Source organism: Stutzerimonas stutzeri, assembly GCF_024448935.1.
In the GTDB taxonomy this organism is placed as follows: domain Bacteria; phylum Pseudomonadota; class Gammaproteobacteria; order Pseudomonadales; family Pseudomonadaceae; genus Stutzerimonas; species Stutzerimonas stutzeri_AO.
Genome location: NZ_JAMOIE010000045.1, coordinates 24852 through 39401, shown reverse-complemented (window position 1 = coordinate 39401; position 14550 = coordinate 24852). Strand labels below are relative to the sequence as shown.

Below are 14550 nucleotides of genomic sequence, written 5' to 3'. Positions count from 1 at the left end.
CCCTGGTGCAGGCAGGGATCGCTGGAGAAGAGACAACGCCAGGGGCGAAGGCTACATTGTCCGTTACGTGAACGACGCCGTGCTCTGCTTCCCATACCGCGACGATGCAGCACGTTTCCATCGGGAACTGGCGCAACGGCTGGAGCGATTCGGCCTCAAACTCCATCCCGACAAGACGCGTCTGCTGGAATTCGGCCGCTTCGCGCACAACAACCGCAAGGCCCGCGGCGCAGGGAAACCCGAGAGCTTCATGTTCCTGGGCTTCACTCACCTGTGCAGCCGACGACGGAGCGACGGAAGATTCACGGTCAAACGTGTCACCATCGCCAAACGACAACGAGTCAAGCTCAAGCAGTTGCGGAAATGGCTGTTCGACAACCGGGCAATCCCGGTTGCCGATCAAGGCAAATACCTCAACGCCGTTCTTCGAGGCGTCACCAACTATTTCGGCGTGCCGGGCAACTGGCGCGCCGTGGATGCCTTCAGGCTGGTGGCGCTGCAACTGCTGGCCTATCACGTCGTGCTGGTCAAGGGTACGGATCTGGACAAGCCCCGCAACCTGGCCAAGAGCGTGACGGTTGAGTGATGGGTGAGCTCGCTGCGCGCTTGTGAGGGGTGAGGGGGCTGCGGGAGCGACGGGCCGGCGCTCCGGCTTCAGTTCGCGAAGGGTGGGCCACAGAAGCCTGGGCAGCGCCGCTTGACGATTCCTGGTAATTAATATGATTAACATTGAATCGCCTTGCAGCAGAGGAAATCATGATGGCCACCACCTCCAAGACCCGTACCGTTACCGCCCACGTCCCTGTAGAACTGGCCGAGCGAGTCGATGAAATTGCCGATCGTCTGGAACGCTCCAGGAACTGGATCGTCAAGCAAGCCCTGGCTGCCTGGCTCGACCAGGAAGAGGAGCGCAGCCGCCTGACCCGTGAGGCTCTGGCCGATGTGGACGCCGGTCATGTCATTGACCATCAGGCCGTTCAGGCTTGGGCCGACAGTCTGAACACCGATACCCCGCTGCCGGTGCCACTCAGATGGAATTGAAGTGGACGAGCAAGGCCCTATCCGATCTGGCACGCCTTTACGAGTTCATTGCGCCAGTGAATCAGCCCGCAGCGGCACGAACGGTGCAGCAGCTCACGGCTGCCCCGACCACTCTGCTGACGAACCCGCGTCTCGGCGAGCAGTTGGAAGAGTTCAAGGCGCGTGACGTGCGGCGGTTGCTGGTCGGCCATTACGAGATGCGCTACGAGATAACGGATTCCACCATCTATCTACTACGCCTGTGGCATACCCGCGACGATCGCTAGGGCCTGTTGACGTTTCATGCACGGCCGCGCCGGAGCTCGTTTTTTGTGCGCAAACAAAAGGACACCCACTTTGTTGATGGGCAGGCAAGGCCATCTCGTTTCGGATATTTCGACTATTCGTTTGTTTCGGCTATACTGCCTCCCATGATGCTGTCTGAAGCTCCGAGGAGGCTGCCATGACCACAGGCTCTCCCACCCATTCGTTGCCGACGGCCGAAGAAGTTGCCATTGCCCGCGAGAGCGGCCGGGCGCTGTCCGCCTTCTTGCAGACCCGCGCGGAAACCCAGCAGATCGAGATCTTCGACGACAAGGGCGCGTCCCATCCGGTTCGCGTCCCGGTGTCGGCGCTGCGGCTGCTGGTAGATGTCCTGACCGAAATCGGTGAGGGCAACGCGGTCAGCATCATCCCGATCCACGCCGAGCTGACGACCCAGGACGCAGCGGACGTGCTCAACGTTTCGCGACCGTTCCTCGTGCAGTTGCTGGAGCGCGGCGAGATCCCGTTCCACAAGATCGGCACGCACCGTCGCGTCCGCTACCAGGACGTGATCGCGTACAAGGAGCGGATCGATGCTGAGCGCAGCAAGGCCCTCGATGCACTGGCCGAGCAAGCCCAGGCGCTCAAGATGGGATACGAATGAATGAGTTCGAACTTCACCGTCATCTACGACGCGTGCGTGCTCTACCCGGCACCGTTGCGCGACCTGCTGATGCGCCTGGCGCTGACCGATCTGTACCGGGCGCGTTGGACGGACATGACACAGACCGTCGGCCAGTTGCGCGAGTGGAAGGTGGCGATCTGACGGACGCGGGTTCGATTCCCGTTCCGGAATTGAACCCGTCCCGGAAAGCAGATGAGGTTGAGCAACCTTTCCGGTCACCAATCAGGGCGAAAAACCTGCTTGATCGCCCACGGCCCAAGGGCCTACCGGCAGGCTTTTTCGGGCGGCCAGTTGCTTTTGGTTGAGGTGAACGACGTCCATCCTGGTCTCCTTCCCGAATGAGTTGGCAGGCGTCCATGAAGGCGCTGTTCCGCCCGTGAGCCAAGCGATCTCCTTGCAGAAGCCCATTCACCGCATCTTCTGCAGCGAATAGGTCAGTCATCCTCCGCAAACGCCCAACTGCGCCAATTGGTGTTAATGAGCGTCTTGATGGATGCATTCTCGAATTGGGTGTAAATGGGTGTAGTATTGGTTCATGCTGAGAACCGACACCATTCAGATCACCTCGGAGATCCTGGGCATCATCGCCAGGATCGATGAGTTCAAGGGCGCCTGGCGCGCGCTGGGCACGCTTGCGCCCGATCAGCTGTCGGCCCTGCGTCGCGTGGCCACCATCGAGAGCATCGGCTCATCGACCCGCATCGAGGGCAGCAAGCTGTCCGACCGCGAGGTGGAGCAACTGCTGTCGAATCTGGAGATCAAGTCCTTCGCCACCCGCGACGAGCAGGAGGTGGCCGGCTACGCCGAGCTGATGGACCTGGTGGGATCAAACTGGCAGGACATCCCCTTCACCGAGAACCACATCAAACAGTTGCACCAGATCCTGCTGCGCTACAGCGAGAAGGACACCTGGCATCGTGGCAACTACAAGACCAACTCGAACAGCGTCGCCGCCTTCGACGAAACCGGCAAACAGATTGGCATCGTGTTTCAGACCGCATCACCCTTCGACACGCCCCGCCTGATGACGGAGCTGGTGGCCTGGGTGAACCAGGAGCGCGAGACGGCCCGTCTGCATCCGTTGCTGATCATCGCTTTGTGCATCGTCGTGTTTCTGGAAGTCCATCCCTTCCAGGATGGCAACGGGCGGCTCTCCCGGGTGTTGACCACGCTGCTGCTTTTGCAGGCCGGTTATGTCTACGTGCCGTACAGCTCGCTGGAGAGCGTGGTCGAGCAGAGCAAGGAAGCCTACTACCTCGCCTTGCGGCAGACGCAGGGCACGATCCGCACCGAGGCACCGAACTGGCAACCGTGGCTGGTGTTCTTCCTGCGCTGCCTGGCCGAGCAGGTTCGGCGCCTGGAAAAGAAGGTCGAGCGCGAGAAGATCGTGTTGGCGGCCATGCCGGAACTGCAGCTGCAGATCGTCGAGTTCGCCCGCGCGCATGGTCGCGTCACCATCGGCGAGGCCATCAAGCTGACCGGGGCCAGCCGCAACACGCTGAAGCAGCATTTCCGGGTACTGGTCGAACGCGGCACGCTTGATCAGCACGGCAGTGGTCGTGGAGTCTGGTACGGCCTGCGCTGAGGAACTGGATCCAGAATGAGCTTCTCGGATGAGCTGAAGGTGGCAGTCTCATCGTCGTTGACGTCCTTTTTCATGGGCGCTCCCCCATTGGGGCATCATCCAATACATAGCTTGTGCTACGCCCGCCCGCATCCGATTTCCGCAAGACACCCCGCGCAAGCAGATCGTTGATGTCGCGCAGGGCCGTGTCCGGCGAGCACTTGGCGATGGCCGCCCACTTGCTGCTGGTGAGCTTGCCTTCGAAGCCGTCGAGCAGCTTGTTCAGCAACTTCACCTGCCGCTCGTTCAGCGGCGTGGTCGCCCAGCGCTGCCAGAACCGCGTCTTGGCCAGCACGGCGTCGAGTGTGTGCTGCGCCTGGTCGACAGCGCGATGGAGCGTGTCGAGGAACCAGGCGAGCCACTCGGTGACGTCCAGCGACGGTTTGTCAGGCACATCCCTGTGCCTGCACCCTGCGGGGCTGGTGCGAAAATTTGCTCCCGGCAAATTTCTCTGGGTCTGCTCCAGGATGTCGTAGTAGGCCTTGCGTTCGCGCTGGATCTGCGCGGACAAACTGTAAAAGCGTTGCGGGCTGCCGTCGGCGCGTGCCAGCAGCAGGTCACCGATGGCGCGGGCGATACGGCCATTGCCATCGTCGAACGGGTGCAGAGTGACGAACCACAGATGGCCGAGGCCGGCCTTGAGCAGTGGCGGCTCGTTCGACGCGCCATTCACCCAGTCGAGGAGGCGGCTGGTTTCGGCCTCAAGGCGATCAGCGGGCGGTGCTTCGAAATGCACACGCTGGCGGCCGATGGGTCCGGACACCACCTGCATCGGTCCGCTGGCATCGTCACGCCAGGCGCCGACCTTGATTTTGGAGAGTCCGGAGTAGCCGGTGGGAAACAGTGCGGCATGCCAGCCGAACAACCGCTCCCGTGTTACCGGTGCCTGGCAGTTGGCCGTGGCATCCAGCACCATCTCGACCACGCCCTCGACGTGCCGATCGACCGGCGCAAGCGCGCCGATGTCCACGCCCAGCCTGCGGGCGATGGAAGAGCGCACGGATTCGACGTTGAGCTGCTCGCCCTCGATCTCGCTGGTCTTGACCACGTCCTCGGTCAGTGCCGCCAGGCTCGCCTGATCGCGCAGGGCCATCCCCACGTCGGCCAGACGGCCCATCAGCAACCCTTGGGCGCGACTGGCTTCGGCCATAGGCCCAGCCAGTGCCGCCAGGTCGAAGTGCCAGTTCGGCCAGTCATTGGACTGCCAGATATAGTTGTAATCGCCGCTATTCATGCGGAGGTTATGAACCGCAATCTCCGCATTCGCAAGTTATTCTCCGCACATCATGCGGGGCTAAGGGTCAGTATTCGCCGCACGGCGGGTCGCATCGCGGCGAAATGGGTGTCAATGGGTGTGCTTTTGGTCAGGGTGACGGACGCCGCTTCAATTGCGCGGAACATCCAACCGGCTTCGCAGCCGCCCGCAAGGACGATGCCGATGCCGAAGAGCCCGCCGCCGATGACCGTGTTGGGACCCATCCAGAAGATCTTCGGCGCCACGCCCAGGTGGATGGCGGCGAAGATGCCGAAGCAGGCTGCGGCCATGCCCGGCAGGATGCCCGATCGCCCGGGCGCAGAATACGCTGTTGGCCGCGCAGCGCGCAGCCTGATGCCGCATCGTTCGTTGGGATAACCGCGCCGACCATGTGAACAGGCCATGCCGCAACACCTAATGTATCATCGGTTCGCTTCGCGGCCATGGGCCGCTCCTGCCAGCGCCTGTCCACGCATGTAGGAGCGGGCCATGCCCGCGATCCTCGGATTCCGCGGGGTGGCGATCGCCAGCAAGCTGGCGCCTGCACGGACTCGTGCTTCTGCTCTTCGTAGGAGGAAATCGAACAGGGGCGAGTACGCGCTGGATGATTCAGCAATGGCTGTTTGGTTGACCCGCAAAAAGTAGTGGCGCTAGCCCAGCTGGACTCGCAGCCCCTGGAGGGCGAAATTTAGCGGCAGCAGGTCTGGAATGGCTGCTGGTACTGCGGTGGTGACGGCTGGCGGTGGTGCCGTGGGCGCAGCGCCAGGTGTGGCGCGGTTTTGGCGAGCAAAGAGCTGACCGAGAAGGCTTGGATATCGGGTTACCGGGTACCACCATTCGAGGCAGTCACTGGCACTCGACAGTGCCGAGCCTACGACAGTGCCGAGCCTACATAGCCCCGATAGGTAGATCGGGGCTGTAGATCGAGGCTATGGAGAGCTGACGCATTCGTCGAGCAGCTGCGCATAGGCCGGCAGGCTCACGGTTTCCAGATCAAAGCGTTGCAGCACCGTTTCCCGCGCGCGCCGGCGCAGGGGCTCGAAGGCCTTGGGGTTGTCCAGGACTTCGCATACGTTTGCCGCCAGCCCTTCGGTATCGAAGAAATCCACCAGCAGCCCGTTGTGCTGATCCTCGATCACGTCGGTGACCGGCGCCGTTCGGGAGCCCACGACCAGCGCTGCGCAGCTCATGGCCTCGAGCATCGACCAGCCGAGCACGAAGGGGTAGGTGAGGTACACATGGCAGCGGGTCACCTGCATCAGGCGTACGAACACGCTGTGTGGCACCCGGCCCAGGAAGAAGACCCGCTTGGGGTCCAGCCTTGCGGCCACCTCCGAAAGATAACGGGCCCGGTACGAGCCGCTTTCAGGCCGGCTGCCATAGCTGACGCCATCGCCCCCGACGATGAACACCTTCAGGTTGGGCCTGCGCGCCATGATCTCCGGCAGCGCGCGCATGAAGATGTGGTAACCGCGCACCGGCTCGAGATTGCGCACCACGAATGTCAGCACTTCGTCGCCGGAGCGGACGCTCACGCCCCGATCCGGAAGCTCGATCAGCGCCTGCGCGTCGGGTTTGCACAAGGCCGTGTCGACACCCTCGTGGATGACACGCAGCTTGCTCTCGATCCAGGCAGGCATGCTCGATGCCTGGAAAGGCGTCGGCGACACACCGTAGTCCATCGCTTGCATGGCCAGCAGCAGATTGGCGTTCTTGCCGAGCAGCCGTGCCTGTTCTTCGATGCCGGGGCGGGAGAACTCCGGGTCGAAGCCCAGATCGAACCCTTCCGGCCGGTAGAAGTACTCCATCAGGCAAATGAGTTTGGCCTTTGGAAAGATCGCCTTGAGCAGCAGCGCTTCGCCCCAGCCGGGGTGCGCGAGGATCACCTCGGGCTCGAAGCCGCTTTCTTTCAAGCGCTGGGCGGCCTGAGCGGCGGCTTCTGCGCGGATGACCTTGGACTCGAATTCCTGGGCCCAGGGGTGAATGCCCGGCGTGTTGCCGCGTGTCAGCTCGTACCGGGCGACGTTCGCGTCGGCGGTCGCGCTCGCCTGCTTTTCCCCCAGTGCCACCACGACATCGCCCCGATTGCGGCAGTAGGCGAACAAGTGCTTGAACTGCCCGGGAAAATTCTGGTGTACGAATAATATTTTCAATAGGTGCTCCGTCTTCCATAACAACTTTTCAAACGCAGCAAGGTAGCCACTAAGGCCCGCGACGCATCGCTGCTCTTGCGCTGGCTGAAACTGGACAAAGGAGACTGCCGTGAGCGTTCAGTCAACCCGAGCCGCGCAGATTGTACGGAACCGGGGTATGCCTATCCAGCAGCGGCTCGCCGCTTGGGCGCAGCAAAGGCACCGATTCAGTCCGGCGTAAGGGCGGCAGACGTCATAGCTTTACCCGCTGATGGCAGAAAGTTATTGTGGCCATTGCCATTGCCATTGCCAAGCCAGGTAGGGTCCAGTGCATTCCAGTGGGCTCCACTGCGTTCTTTCATTGAGCCCTCATCGCTTCTCCCAGCGGTCTGCGGGACACAAGTAGCCTCTGCTTGGGGGATCCGTATTGGTATCGTTTTAGGCTTGGCGCATGGACAAGTGGTCTCTGTCCGAGCGGGATATCTGCAGCAAATTCATCACGCCGGCAATTGCACAAGGAGGTGAATCATGAGCGAAATCGCCATCTATGAAAGCGAAGGTGGCGTCGTCAACGTCACACTGGAGCGCCAGGCAGTTGTTGCAAAAAATGCAACAACTGCTGCTGATGGAAAAACCTATCAGGTCGAGTTCTTCAACCTGGATGTCATTCTCTCGGTTGGCTATCGGGTCAACTCGAAACAAGGCACCCGCTTCCGGCAATGGCCAGTCAAGTACATCAAGAAACTGCGCGAGCTGATTCTGCAATTGGCGGTGGACGGGAAGCGGGTGCCGCAATGTCGAGCTATTCGGCGGCGTTTGCAGCAAAGCGCTGCGCAGCCCTTCGAGTGCGTTGGTTTTGCTGTTAAATTGTTCGGCTTTATGGCGCTGAGCCTTGCTGCGCCGATTACTGTCTTCAAGAGGTTGTGTGTGGCCAAGAAAACCACGTCCCTTTCCGGCCTTGGCGGTCTGGTCTTTTCCACCGACGCGGGGCGCCACTGCCCGGATTGCAGCCAGCCGTTGACGGCGTGCATTTGCCAGCAATCCGCAGTGCCGGAGGGTGATGGCATCGCGCGCGTCCGCCGGGAAAGCAAAGGGCGGGGCGGCAAGACGGTAACGACCATATCCGGCGTTCCCCTTGCTGAAGCTGAACTCAAGGAACTGGCCAGTGCGCTCAAGCGCCGCTGCGGTACCGGCGGCGCACTCAAGGAAGGCGTGATCGAGATCCAGGGCGACCATGTTCAATTGCTCATCGACGAACTGATCAAGCGCGGATTCAAGGCCAAGAAATCGGGCGGTTGACCGCCTGATCTGTTCCAATCAGGCGCGTGCGCTTATTTCCGGACACGCCGGCTGTCCAACTCGGACAGCCCGGTTGCCGCTCCATGCTCGACAGACTCATCCCATTTCGCAGGAGGCCTAGATGCCTGTAAGACGCACACGTAAAGATGACGGCAGCCAATGGACCGCAGCGGATAGCCGTAGCGTCTATGGCATTCGCCACTGGGGTGCAGGGTATTTTTCGATCAGTGACGACGGTCATGTCGAGGTGCGCCCGCAAGGCCCCAATGGCGCGGCCGTTGAATTCACCGGGCTGATCGAGCAGCTACGCGACGCTGGGCTGACCCTGCCGCTGCTGGTGCGCTTCCCGGACATTCTTCAGGACCGAGTGCGTCATTTGACCGGTGCCTTCGATGCCAATATCGAGCGCCTGGAATACCAGAGCAGGTACACCGCGCTGTACCCGATCAAGGTCAACCAGCAAGAGGCGGTGATCGAGAACATCATCGCCACGCAGAATGTTTCGATCGGCCTCGAAGCGGGCTCCAAGCCCGAGCTGATGGCCGTGCTGGCGCTGGCGCCGAAGGGCGGCACCATCGTCTGCAACGGCTACAAGGACCGCGAGTTCATCCGCCTGGCGTTGATGGGGCAGAAGCTTGGCCACAACGTGTTCATCGTCATCGAGAAGATGTCCGAAGTGGGCATGGTGATCGAGGAGGCGGCAGAGCTCAAGATCCTGCCGCAAGTCGGTTTGCGGGTACGGCTGTCGTCGCTGGCGTCGAGCAAATGGGCCGATACCGGCGGTGAGAAATCCAAGTTCGGCCTGTCCGCCGCGCAGCTGCTGACCGTTATCGAGCGTTTCCGCGCGGCGGGGGTCGAGCAGGGCGTGCGGCTGCTGCACTTCCACATGGGCTCGCAGATTGCCAACCTGGCCGATTACCGTGAGGGCTTTCGCGAAGCCATCCGTTATTACGCCGAACTGCGGGCGCTCGGGTTGCCGGTCGATCATATCGATGTGGGTGGCGGGCTTGGGGTCGACTACGATGGCACGCACTCGCGCAACGCCAGCTCGATCAACTATGACATCGACGAATACGCCGGCACCGTGGTCGGGATGCTCAAGGAGTTCTGCGACCGGCAGGAGCTGCCGCACCCGCACATCTTTTCCGAAAGCGGCCGGGCGATGACCGCGCACCATGCGGTGTTGGTCATGCAGGTCACCGACTTCGAACGGCACAACGACGAAGCGCCGACCATCGAGAACCACGACGAGCTGCCGGATATCGTCCAGGCGCTGGCCGATCTGCTCGGGCCGACCGATCCGGAGATGGTCACCGAAACCTACTGGCGTGCCACCCATTACATGAGCGAGGCGGCGGCGCAGTACGCGTCCGGCAAGTTGTCCCTGGCGCAGAAGGCGCTGGCCGAGCAGAGCTACTTCGCCATCTGTCGCCGTCTGTACAACCAGCTCAAGGCGCGCCAGCGCTCGCACCGCGCCGTGCTCGATGAGCTCAACGACAAGTTGGCGGACAAGTACATCTGCAACTTCTCGGTGTTCCAGAGCCTGCCGGACACCTGGGCGATCGACCAGATCCTGCCGATCGTGCCGCTGCAGCGGCTGACTGAAGAGCCGGTGCGCCGCGCCGTGCTGCAGGACCTGACCTGCGACTCCGACGGCAAGATCAAGCACTACGTGGATGAGCAGAGCATCGAGAACAGCATGCCGGTGCATGAGATCCAGGCAGGAGAGGAATACTTCCTCGGGGTGTTCCTGGTGGGCGCCTACCAGGAAATTCTCGGCGACATGCACAACCTGTTCGGCGATACCGATTCGGTCAACGTCTATCAGCGCGAGGATGGCAGCTTCTACCACGCCGGCATCGAGACCCATGACACCATCGAAGACATGTTGCGCTACGTGCACCTGTCGCCCGAAGAGCTGATGACCTATTACCGCGACAAGGTCTCCAGTGCACGGCTCAGCGCCAAGGAACGCACCCAGTACATCGATGCGTTGCGGCTGGGGCTGACACGGTCTTCCTATCTCACGCCTTGAGGTTGGCTGGAAGGTGATGTCCGTTCGCACGCTTCTGCGTGGGGCGAACGGTCCCGTTTTTTTAGAGCGGGCCGGCACCGCCGTGGGGCGGGCCATGCCCGCGAAGCGTTATTTCAACCATCGATGCGGCCCCCTTCGCGGCCATGGGCCGTTCCTACACAGGGCCCGGACACCGCTGTGGGGCGGGCCATGTCCGCGAAGCGTCATTTCGCCCTCGGTGCGGGCCATTCGCGGCCATGGGCCGTTCCTACACAGGGCCGGGACACCGCCGTGGGGCGGGCCATGCCCGCGAAGCGTTATTTCGCCATCGGTGCTGGCTCTATTCGCGGCCATGGGCCGTTCCTACACAGGGCCCGGACACCGCCGTGGGGCGGGCCATGCCCGCGAAGCGTTATTTCGCCATCGGTGCGGGGCCATTCGCGGCCATGGGCCGTTCCGTAAAGCTCGCGCGAACGCCGCGCGCCTCGATCGGGCGGGCTGGGATCAAACCTTTCTGACGAACTCCGACTTCAGCTTCATCGCACCGATGCCGTCGATCTTGCAGTCGATGTCGTGGTCGCCGTCAACCAGGCGGATGTTCTTGACCTTGGTGCCCACCTTCACCACCAGCGAAGAGCCCTTGACCTTGAGGTCCTTGATCACGGTGATGGTGTCGCCGTCCTGCAGGGTGTTGCCCACCGAATCCTTGATCACCTTTTCGTCTTCGCCAGAGGACTCTGCAGCATTGGCCGACCACTCGTGGCCGCACTCCGGGCAGACCAGCATCTGGCCGTCTTCATAGGTGTATTCGGAGTTGCATTGGGGGCAGGCTGGCAAAGCGCTCACGGCGGATCCTCATTGGCGGTGCGAAAAACCGCGGATTGTATAGGGTTTTAGCGGCTCGCGGGTGGGTGCGCCAGGACGTGGAAGCTCGCGAACCGAACGAGAATCGCTGGCCGCTCCGCCTGAGCGAATGAAGGCGGACGTTGGCAGCCAGCAGAGCAGGGCTCAGTAACCGTCTTTGAGCGCGCGGTAGCGCTCTTCCAGCTCCCGGCGAATCTGTCTGCGCTGCTGGGCCTGGGCGAAACGACGCTTCTGGTCGGGTGTTTTTGGCTCCAGCGGAGGCACCGGGGCGGGGCGGCCGTCTTCACCAACCGCCACCATGGTGAAGAAGCAACTATTGGTATGACGAACCGTTTTCTGCCGGATGTCTTCGGTGATTACCTTGATGCCGATTTCCATCGAGGTGTTGCCGACGTAGTTGACCGAGGCGAGAAAGGTCACCAGTTCGCCGACATGCACCGGTTGGCGGAAATTCACCTGATCCACCGACAGGGTCACCACGTATTGGCCGGCATAGCGGCTGGCGCAGGCGTAGGCGACTTCGTCCAGATATTTCAACAGCGTGCCGCCATGTACGTTGCCGGAAAAGTTGGCCTTGTCCGGGGTCATCAATACGGTCATGGTCAGTTCGGCATGTCCATCAAGCATGTTGCGCGGCTCGTGCTGGCAAAAAGGGCTGCTACTTTAGTCGAATACGAGACGGCTGTGGCCCGGAAGTTTGCGCCATCAGCCGTTTTTTTTCGGGTGGTCAATGTGGCAAGAGCGCGCAGGCTGCTGTTGCCTCGTCGTCCATGGGTGAGCCGTGCGCAGCATGGTCGCTCGTGCCGGCCCGTTGCGCCGCGCATTGTGAAGCGCGCAGATGTTGTGTGAACAGCTGCTCGGGCCTGGCAATCCAGTGCGGTGGTGTGCGGCTTTATTGACCTGCGCCAGTATCGCGACGGTTTTTCTCCCTATAGTCCGGAGGCTGCGATACACGCCTCATCACCCCTCAGCGCCGGACTTGCCATGCGTTTATTCAGCCTCCTTCTGCTCAGTTGCCTTGTTCCCTTCGCCCATGCCAGCGAAGAGGCGATGGAGCGCTTTCAGCACGTAATGGGCGAGGCGGCCCGGCGCCAGCAGGCGTATGCGGCCGGCCAAGAACGCGCGCTCTTCTGCGGTTACTGCCATGGCGAAAAGGGCAACAGCAAGCGCCCGCATATTCCCAATCTGGCTTCGCAGAATCCGATCTATCTGTTCGATTCCTTCGAAAAGTTCGCCAAGGGCGAGCGCGTCGATTTTGTGATGTCGAAACTGGCGAAAAGCTTGTCGCTCGAAGATCGCGTCAACATAGCCGTCTACTTCAGTCAGCAGAAGGTCGAGCCTGCTGCCGCTGCGTCGGACGCGGCGCTGGTCCAGCGTGGCGGAGCACTGTTTCAGCGCACCTGTACCACCTGTCACGGCAACCATGCGCAGGGCAAGCAGACCATGCCGCGATTGGCCGGCCAGCCTGATGAATACATCCGCAAGGCCCTCGGCCGTTTCCGCAGTAATGACCCGAGCCGAGCCGGTTCAGTGATGATCGGCATCGCTGGCCAGCTGTCCGAGGCCGACATAGAGGCCTTGGCTGCCTATCTGACGCAATTGCAGCTGAGTGAACAGCAGGAGCAGCAAGCTGCCGCGCAACTGCTCGGATCAAATACGCGCTGATCTCATCCGCAACGGCTCCATCAATATACCTGCTCGGTTGCGTGCGGGTGCGCGGCGCCTATCTCGGGGCAAGCGATCCGATGGGCAACAAGGTCGAGAGCCTGGCGCGTGGAGAGATTCGTACCCGCTGATCAATAGCTCTTGTACGGCAGGAACTTGCCCGACAGGACGACGTTGACCCGGTCACCCTTGGGATCCGGCTGGCGTTGGATGTCCATGGAGAAATCGATGGCACTCATGATGCCGTCGCCGAATTCTTCGTGGATCAGCTCCTTGATGGTGCTGCCGTAGACGTTGACCAGCTCGTACCACCGATAAATGAGCGGATCGGTGGGCACGGAGGTGGGCAGTGACCCTTTATAGGGCGCGATCTGTAGCCAGGCGACGGCTTCGTCCGGCAGCTCGAACAGCTTGCCCAGGGTTTCTGCCTGAGCCTTGTCGAAGGCCATCTGACCCAGGCAGCCGGCGGTGGTCCATTCCTTGGACATGCCTATTGATTGTGCGACCTGAGTCCATTTCAGGTTCTTGCGGACCTTGGCAGAAACGATCATCTGGGTCACTTGGCTACGGCAGGAAATCATTGCGGGTTCCTCCTCTTCGACTGCAGTGAGCGAGCCGCCTGTTGCGGCTGGACGCACACTCCGATGCAGAGGATGTGCCAGTCGGTTGCCTATCGGGCTGGCCGCGCCATATCCATCCAACTCAATCGTATTCCGACGGATCATGCTCGCCGAGCAGACGCCGCTGCCTCGGCGTGGCAGCGGCGATCACATCCGGGTTGAACCGCCATTGCAGGCAGGGCGAAAACTTCTGCGCCACCATGCGGCGGCCGTAATGCACCTGCAGCAGGTAGCGGCTGCGGTCGGCCGTGCGATTGCGGCTACCGGCGTGCCAGAGGTCGCTGCGAAACAGCAGCACGTCACCGGCTTCGCAGAGCACAGGCTGTGGCTCGCGACCCTGCCAGTGGATTTCACCCGTGTGTGGTTTGCGACCGGACCGGTGGCTACCGGGTATCACCAAGGTAGGGCAGAGGTCTGCATCGATCCGGTCGAGGTAGAGGTGCGCCGTGCAGACCTGCATCGGCAGCTCGAAAGCGGGATCGTGCAAACAGTGCTCGGGCAGCTCCATGGCGAGGTAATCGGCATGCAATTCACCGCCCACGAAACCCGGATGGCTGCGCCAGGCAGTCTGGCCGATGACATGGCAATCCGTGCCGAGACAGGCTTCGGCCAACTCGATCACACCAGGAGGATCGAGCAGGGGCAGCCAGAACGGATCACGGTTAAAGACGCATGTGTAGTGGTCATCGACCAGGCCCTGGTAGTCCCAGTGGATGGGTTCGAGGCGATCGATGGCCGTTCGCACAGCCTCGACCTGCGGCGGCTGCAGCACCTGGCGCAGCAGAACGAAGCCCTGCTCGTGCATGGCCTGTAACTGCTCGGCGGTGCTGCGGCTGGGTGACATGGCGGTGGATTCAGTGATGTTCAGCGTTATCGACAGTTTGTTGAAAGCGTGGGTTCGTATCCTGCCGGCGCGGGTGATGACCTGTCGTCGCAGCAGGCACGCGGCCACAAGCGCTGAGCCCGTTTCAGCCTTTCCTGGGCGAACCCCGGCGCGCAGCCACAAGCGGCGGTTGCCGGGTTCGCTTCTGGCCGGCCGTTTTTCAACAGCCTGCCAGCCTCGCATGACAGCGAAGCTGCTGCCCAAGGTCGTCACGGTCGCCTGAGT

The 14550-nt window shown here is 61.8% G+C and carries 15 protein-coding genes and 3 pseudogenes; 11 read left to right on the top strand and 7 right to left on the bottom strand.

Annotation, left to right across the window (positions count from 1 at the left end; translation table 11 throughout):
* The 6 genes and pseudogenes from NA637_RS14035 to NA637_RS14010 form a co-directional block, all read left to right on the top strand.
* A pseudogene (locus tag NA637_RS14035) lies at positions 1–586 on the top strand (hypothetical protein); the annotation flags it as partial.
* A gap of 173 nt (positions 587–759) precedes the next feature.
* On the top strand, positions 760–1041 hold the full coding sequence (locus NA637_RS14030) for a CopG family ribbon-helix-helix protein (protein WP_256073044.1): 282 nt from the start codon (positions 760–762) through the stop codon (positions 1039–1041).
* On the top strand, positions 1032–1307 hold the full coding sequence (locus NA637_RS14025; RefSeq protein ID WP_256073043.1) for a type II toxin-antitoxin system RelE/ParE family toxin: 276 nt from the start codon (positions 1032–1034) through the stop codon (positions 1305–1307). Before NA637_RS14030 ends, NA637_RS14025 begins: the two co-directional genes overlap by 10 nt.
* Before the next feature lie 176 nt (positions 1308–1483).
* A complete protein-coding gene (locus tag NA637_RS14020) occupies positions 1484–1948 on the top strand; it encodes a helix-turn-helix domain-containing protein (RefSeq protein WP_256073042.1) in 465 nt (154 codons plus the stop codon).
* Positions 1949–2110, top strand: a complete 162-nt coding sequence (locus tag NA637_RS14015) for a hypothetical protein (protein ID WP_423836730.1) — start codon at positions 1949–1951, stop codon at positions 2108–2110.
* Positions 2111–2504: 394 nt separating this feature from the next.
* Complete coding sequence (locus NA637_RS14010) at positions 2505–3554, top strand: Fic family protein (protein WP_256073041.1); 1050 nt, start codon at positions 2505–2507, stop codon at positions 3552–3554.
* A gap of 70 nt (positions 3555–3624) precedes the next feature.
* Here NA637_RS14010 and NA637_RS14005 read toward each other — a convergent pair whose 3' ends face one another.
* From NA637_RS14005 to NA637_RS13995, 3 genes and pseudogenes are all read right to left on the bottom strand, one after another.
* The gene (locus NA637_RS14005; RefSeq protein ID WP_256073040.1) at positions 3625–4827 is read right to left on the bottom strand and encodes a Fic family protein; all 1203 of its coding nucleotides are present in this window, start codon (positions 4825–4827) and stop codon (positions 3625–3627) included.
* Positions 4828–4976: 149 nt separating this feature from the next.
* A pseudogene (locus tag NA637_RS14000) lies at positions 4977–5153 on the bottom strand (YeeE/YedE thiosulfate transporter family protein); the annotation flags it as partial.
* Between the two features lie 624 nt (positions 5154–5777).
* On the bottom strand, positions 5778–7001 hold the full coding sequence (locus tag NA637_RS13995; RefSeq protein ID WP_256073039.1) for a glycosyltransferase: 1224 nt from the start codon (positions 6999–7001) through the stop codon (positions 5778–5780).
* A 507-nt stretch (positions 7002–7508) separates the two neighbouring features.
* Between NA637_RS13995 and rhuM the strand changes: the two are divergent.
* From rhuM to speA, 3 genes and pseudogenes are all read left to right on the top strand, one after another.
* Positions 7509–7712 (top strand): annotated as a pseudogene (rhuM, locus tag NA637_RS13990) (RhuM family protein); the annotation flags it as partial.
* 195 nt (positions 7713–7907) lie between these two features.
* Entirely contained in the window at positions 7908–8279 is a 372-nt protein-coding gene (locus NA637_RS13985; RefSeq protein WP_256073047.1) for a translation initiation factor Sui1, read from the top strand.
* Positions 8280–8400: 121 nt separating this feature from the next.
* Entirely contained in the window at positions 8401–10314 is a 1914-nt protein-coding gene (speA, locus tag NA637_RS13980) for an arginine decarboxylase (RefSeq protein ID WP_256073038.1), read from the top strand.
* A 483-nt stretch (positions 10315–10797) separates the two neighbouring features.
* Here speA and NA637_RS13975 read toward each other — a convergent pair whose 3' ends face one another.
* Together NA637_RS13975 and NA637_RS13970 are read right to left on the bottom strand one after the other, a co-directional pair.
* A complete protein-coding gene (locus tag NA637_RS13975) occupies positions 10798–11139 on the bottom strand; it encodes a zinc ribbon domain-containing protein YjdM (protein ID WP_256073037.1) in 342 nt (113 codons plus the stop codon).
* 162 nt (positions 11140–11301) lie between these two features.
* Positions 11302–11784: an acyl-CoA thioesterase gene (locus NA637_RS13970; RefSeq protein WP_256073036.1), complete on the bottom strand. Its 483-nt coding sequence runs from the start codon at positions 11782–11784 to the stop codon at positions 11302–11304.
* Between the two features lie 357 nt (positions 11785–12141).
* Here NA637_RS13970 and NA637_RS13965 point away from each other — a divergent pair, with 357 nt between their 5' ends.
* The gene (locus NA637_RS13965) at positions 12142–12822 is read left to right on the top strand and encodes a c-type cytochrome (RefSeq protein ID WP_256073035.1); all 681 of its coding nucleotides are present in this window, start codon (positions 12142–12144) and stop codon (positions 12820–12822) included.
* A gap of 131 nt (positions 12823–12953) precedes the next feature.
* On the opposite strand, the gene cynS is transcribed toward NA637_RS13965, so the two are convergent.
* Both cynS and NA637_RS13955 read right to left on the bottom strand, forming a co-directional pair.
* On the bottom strand, positions 12954–13403 hold the full coding sequence (cynS, locus tag NA637_RS13960) for a cyanase (RefSeq protein ID WP_256073034.1): 450 nt from the start codon (positions 13401–13403) through the stop codon (positions 12954–12956).
* A 121-nt stretch (positions 13404–13524) separates the two neighbouring features.
* Complete coding sequence (locus NA637_RS13955) at positions 13525–14286, bottom strand: phytanoyl-CoA dioxygenase family protein (protein WP_256073033.1); 762 nt, start codon at positions 14284–14286, stop codon at positions 13525–13527.
* Positions 14287–14302: 16 nt separating this feature from the next.
* Between NA637_RS13955 and NA637_RS13950 the strand changes: the two genes are divergently transcribed.
* Positions 14303–14548, top strand: coding sequence for a hypothetical protein (locus tag NA637_RS13950; protein ID WP_256073032.1), 246 nt, complete (start codon positions 14303–14305; stop codon positions 14546–14548).
* Positions 14549–14550: the final 2 nt, after the last annotated feature.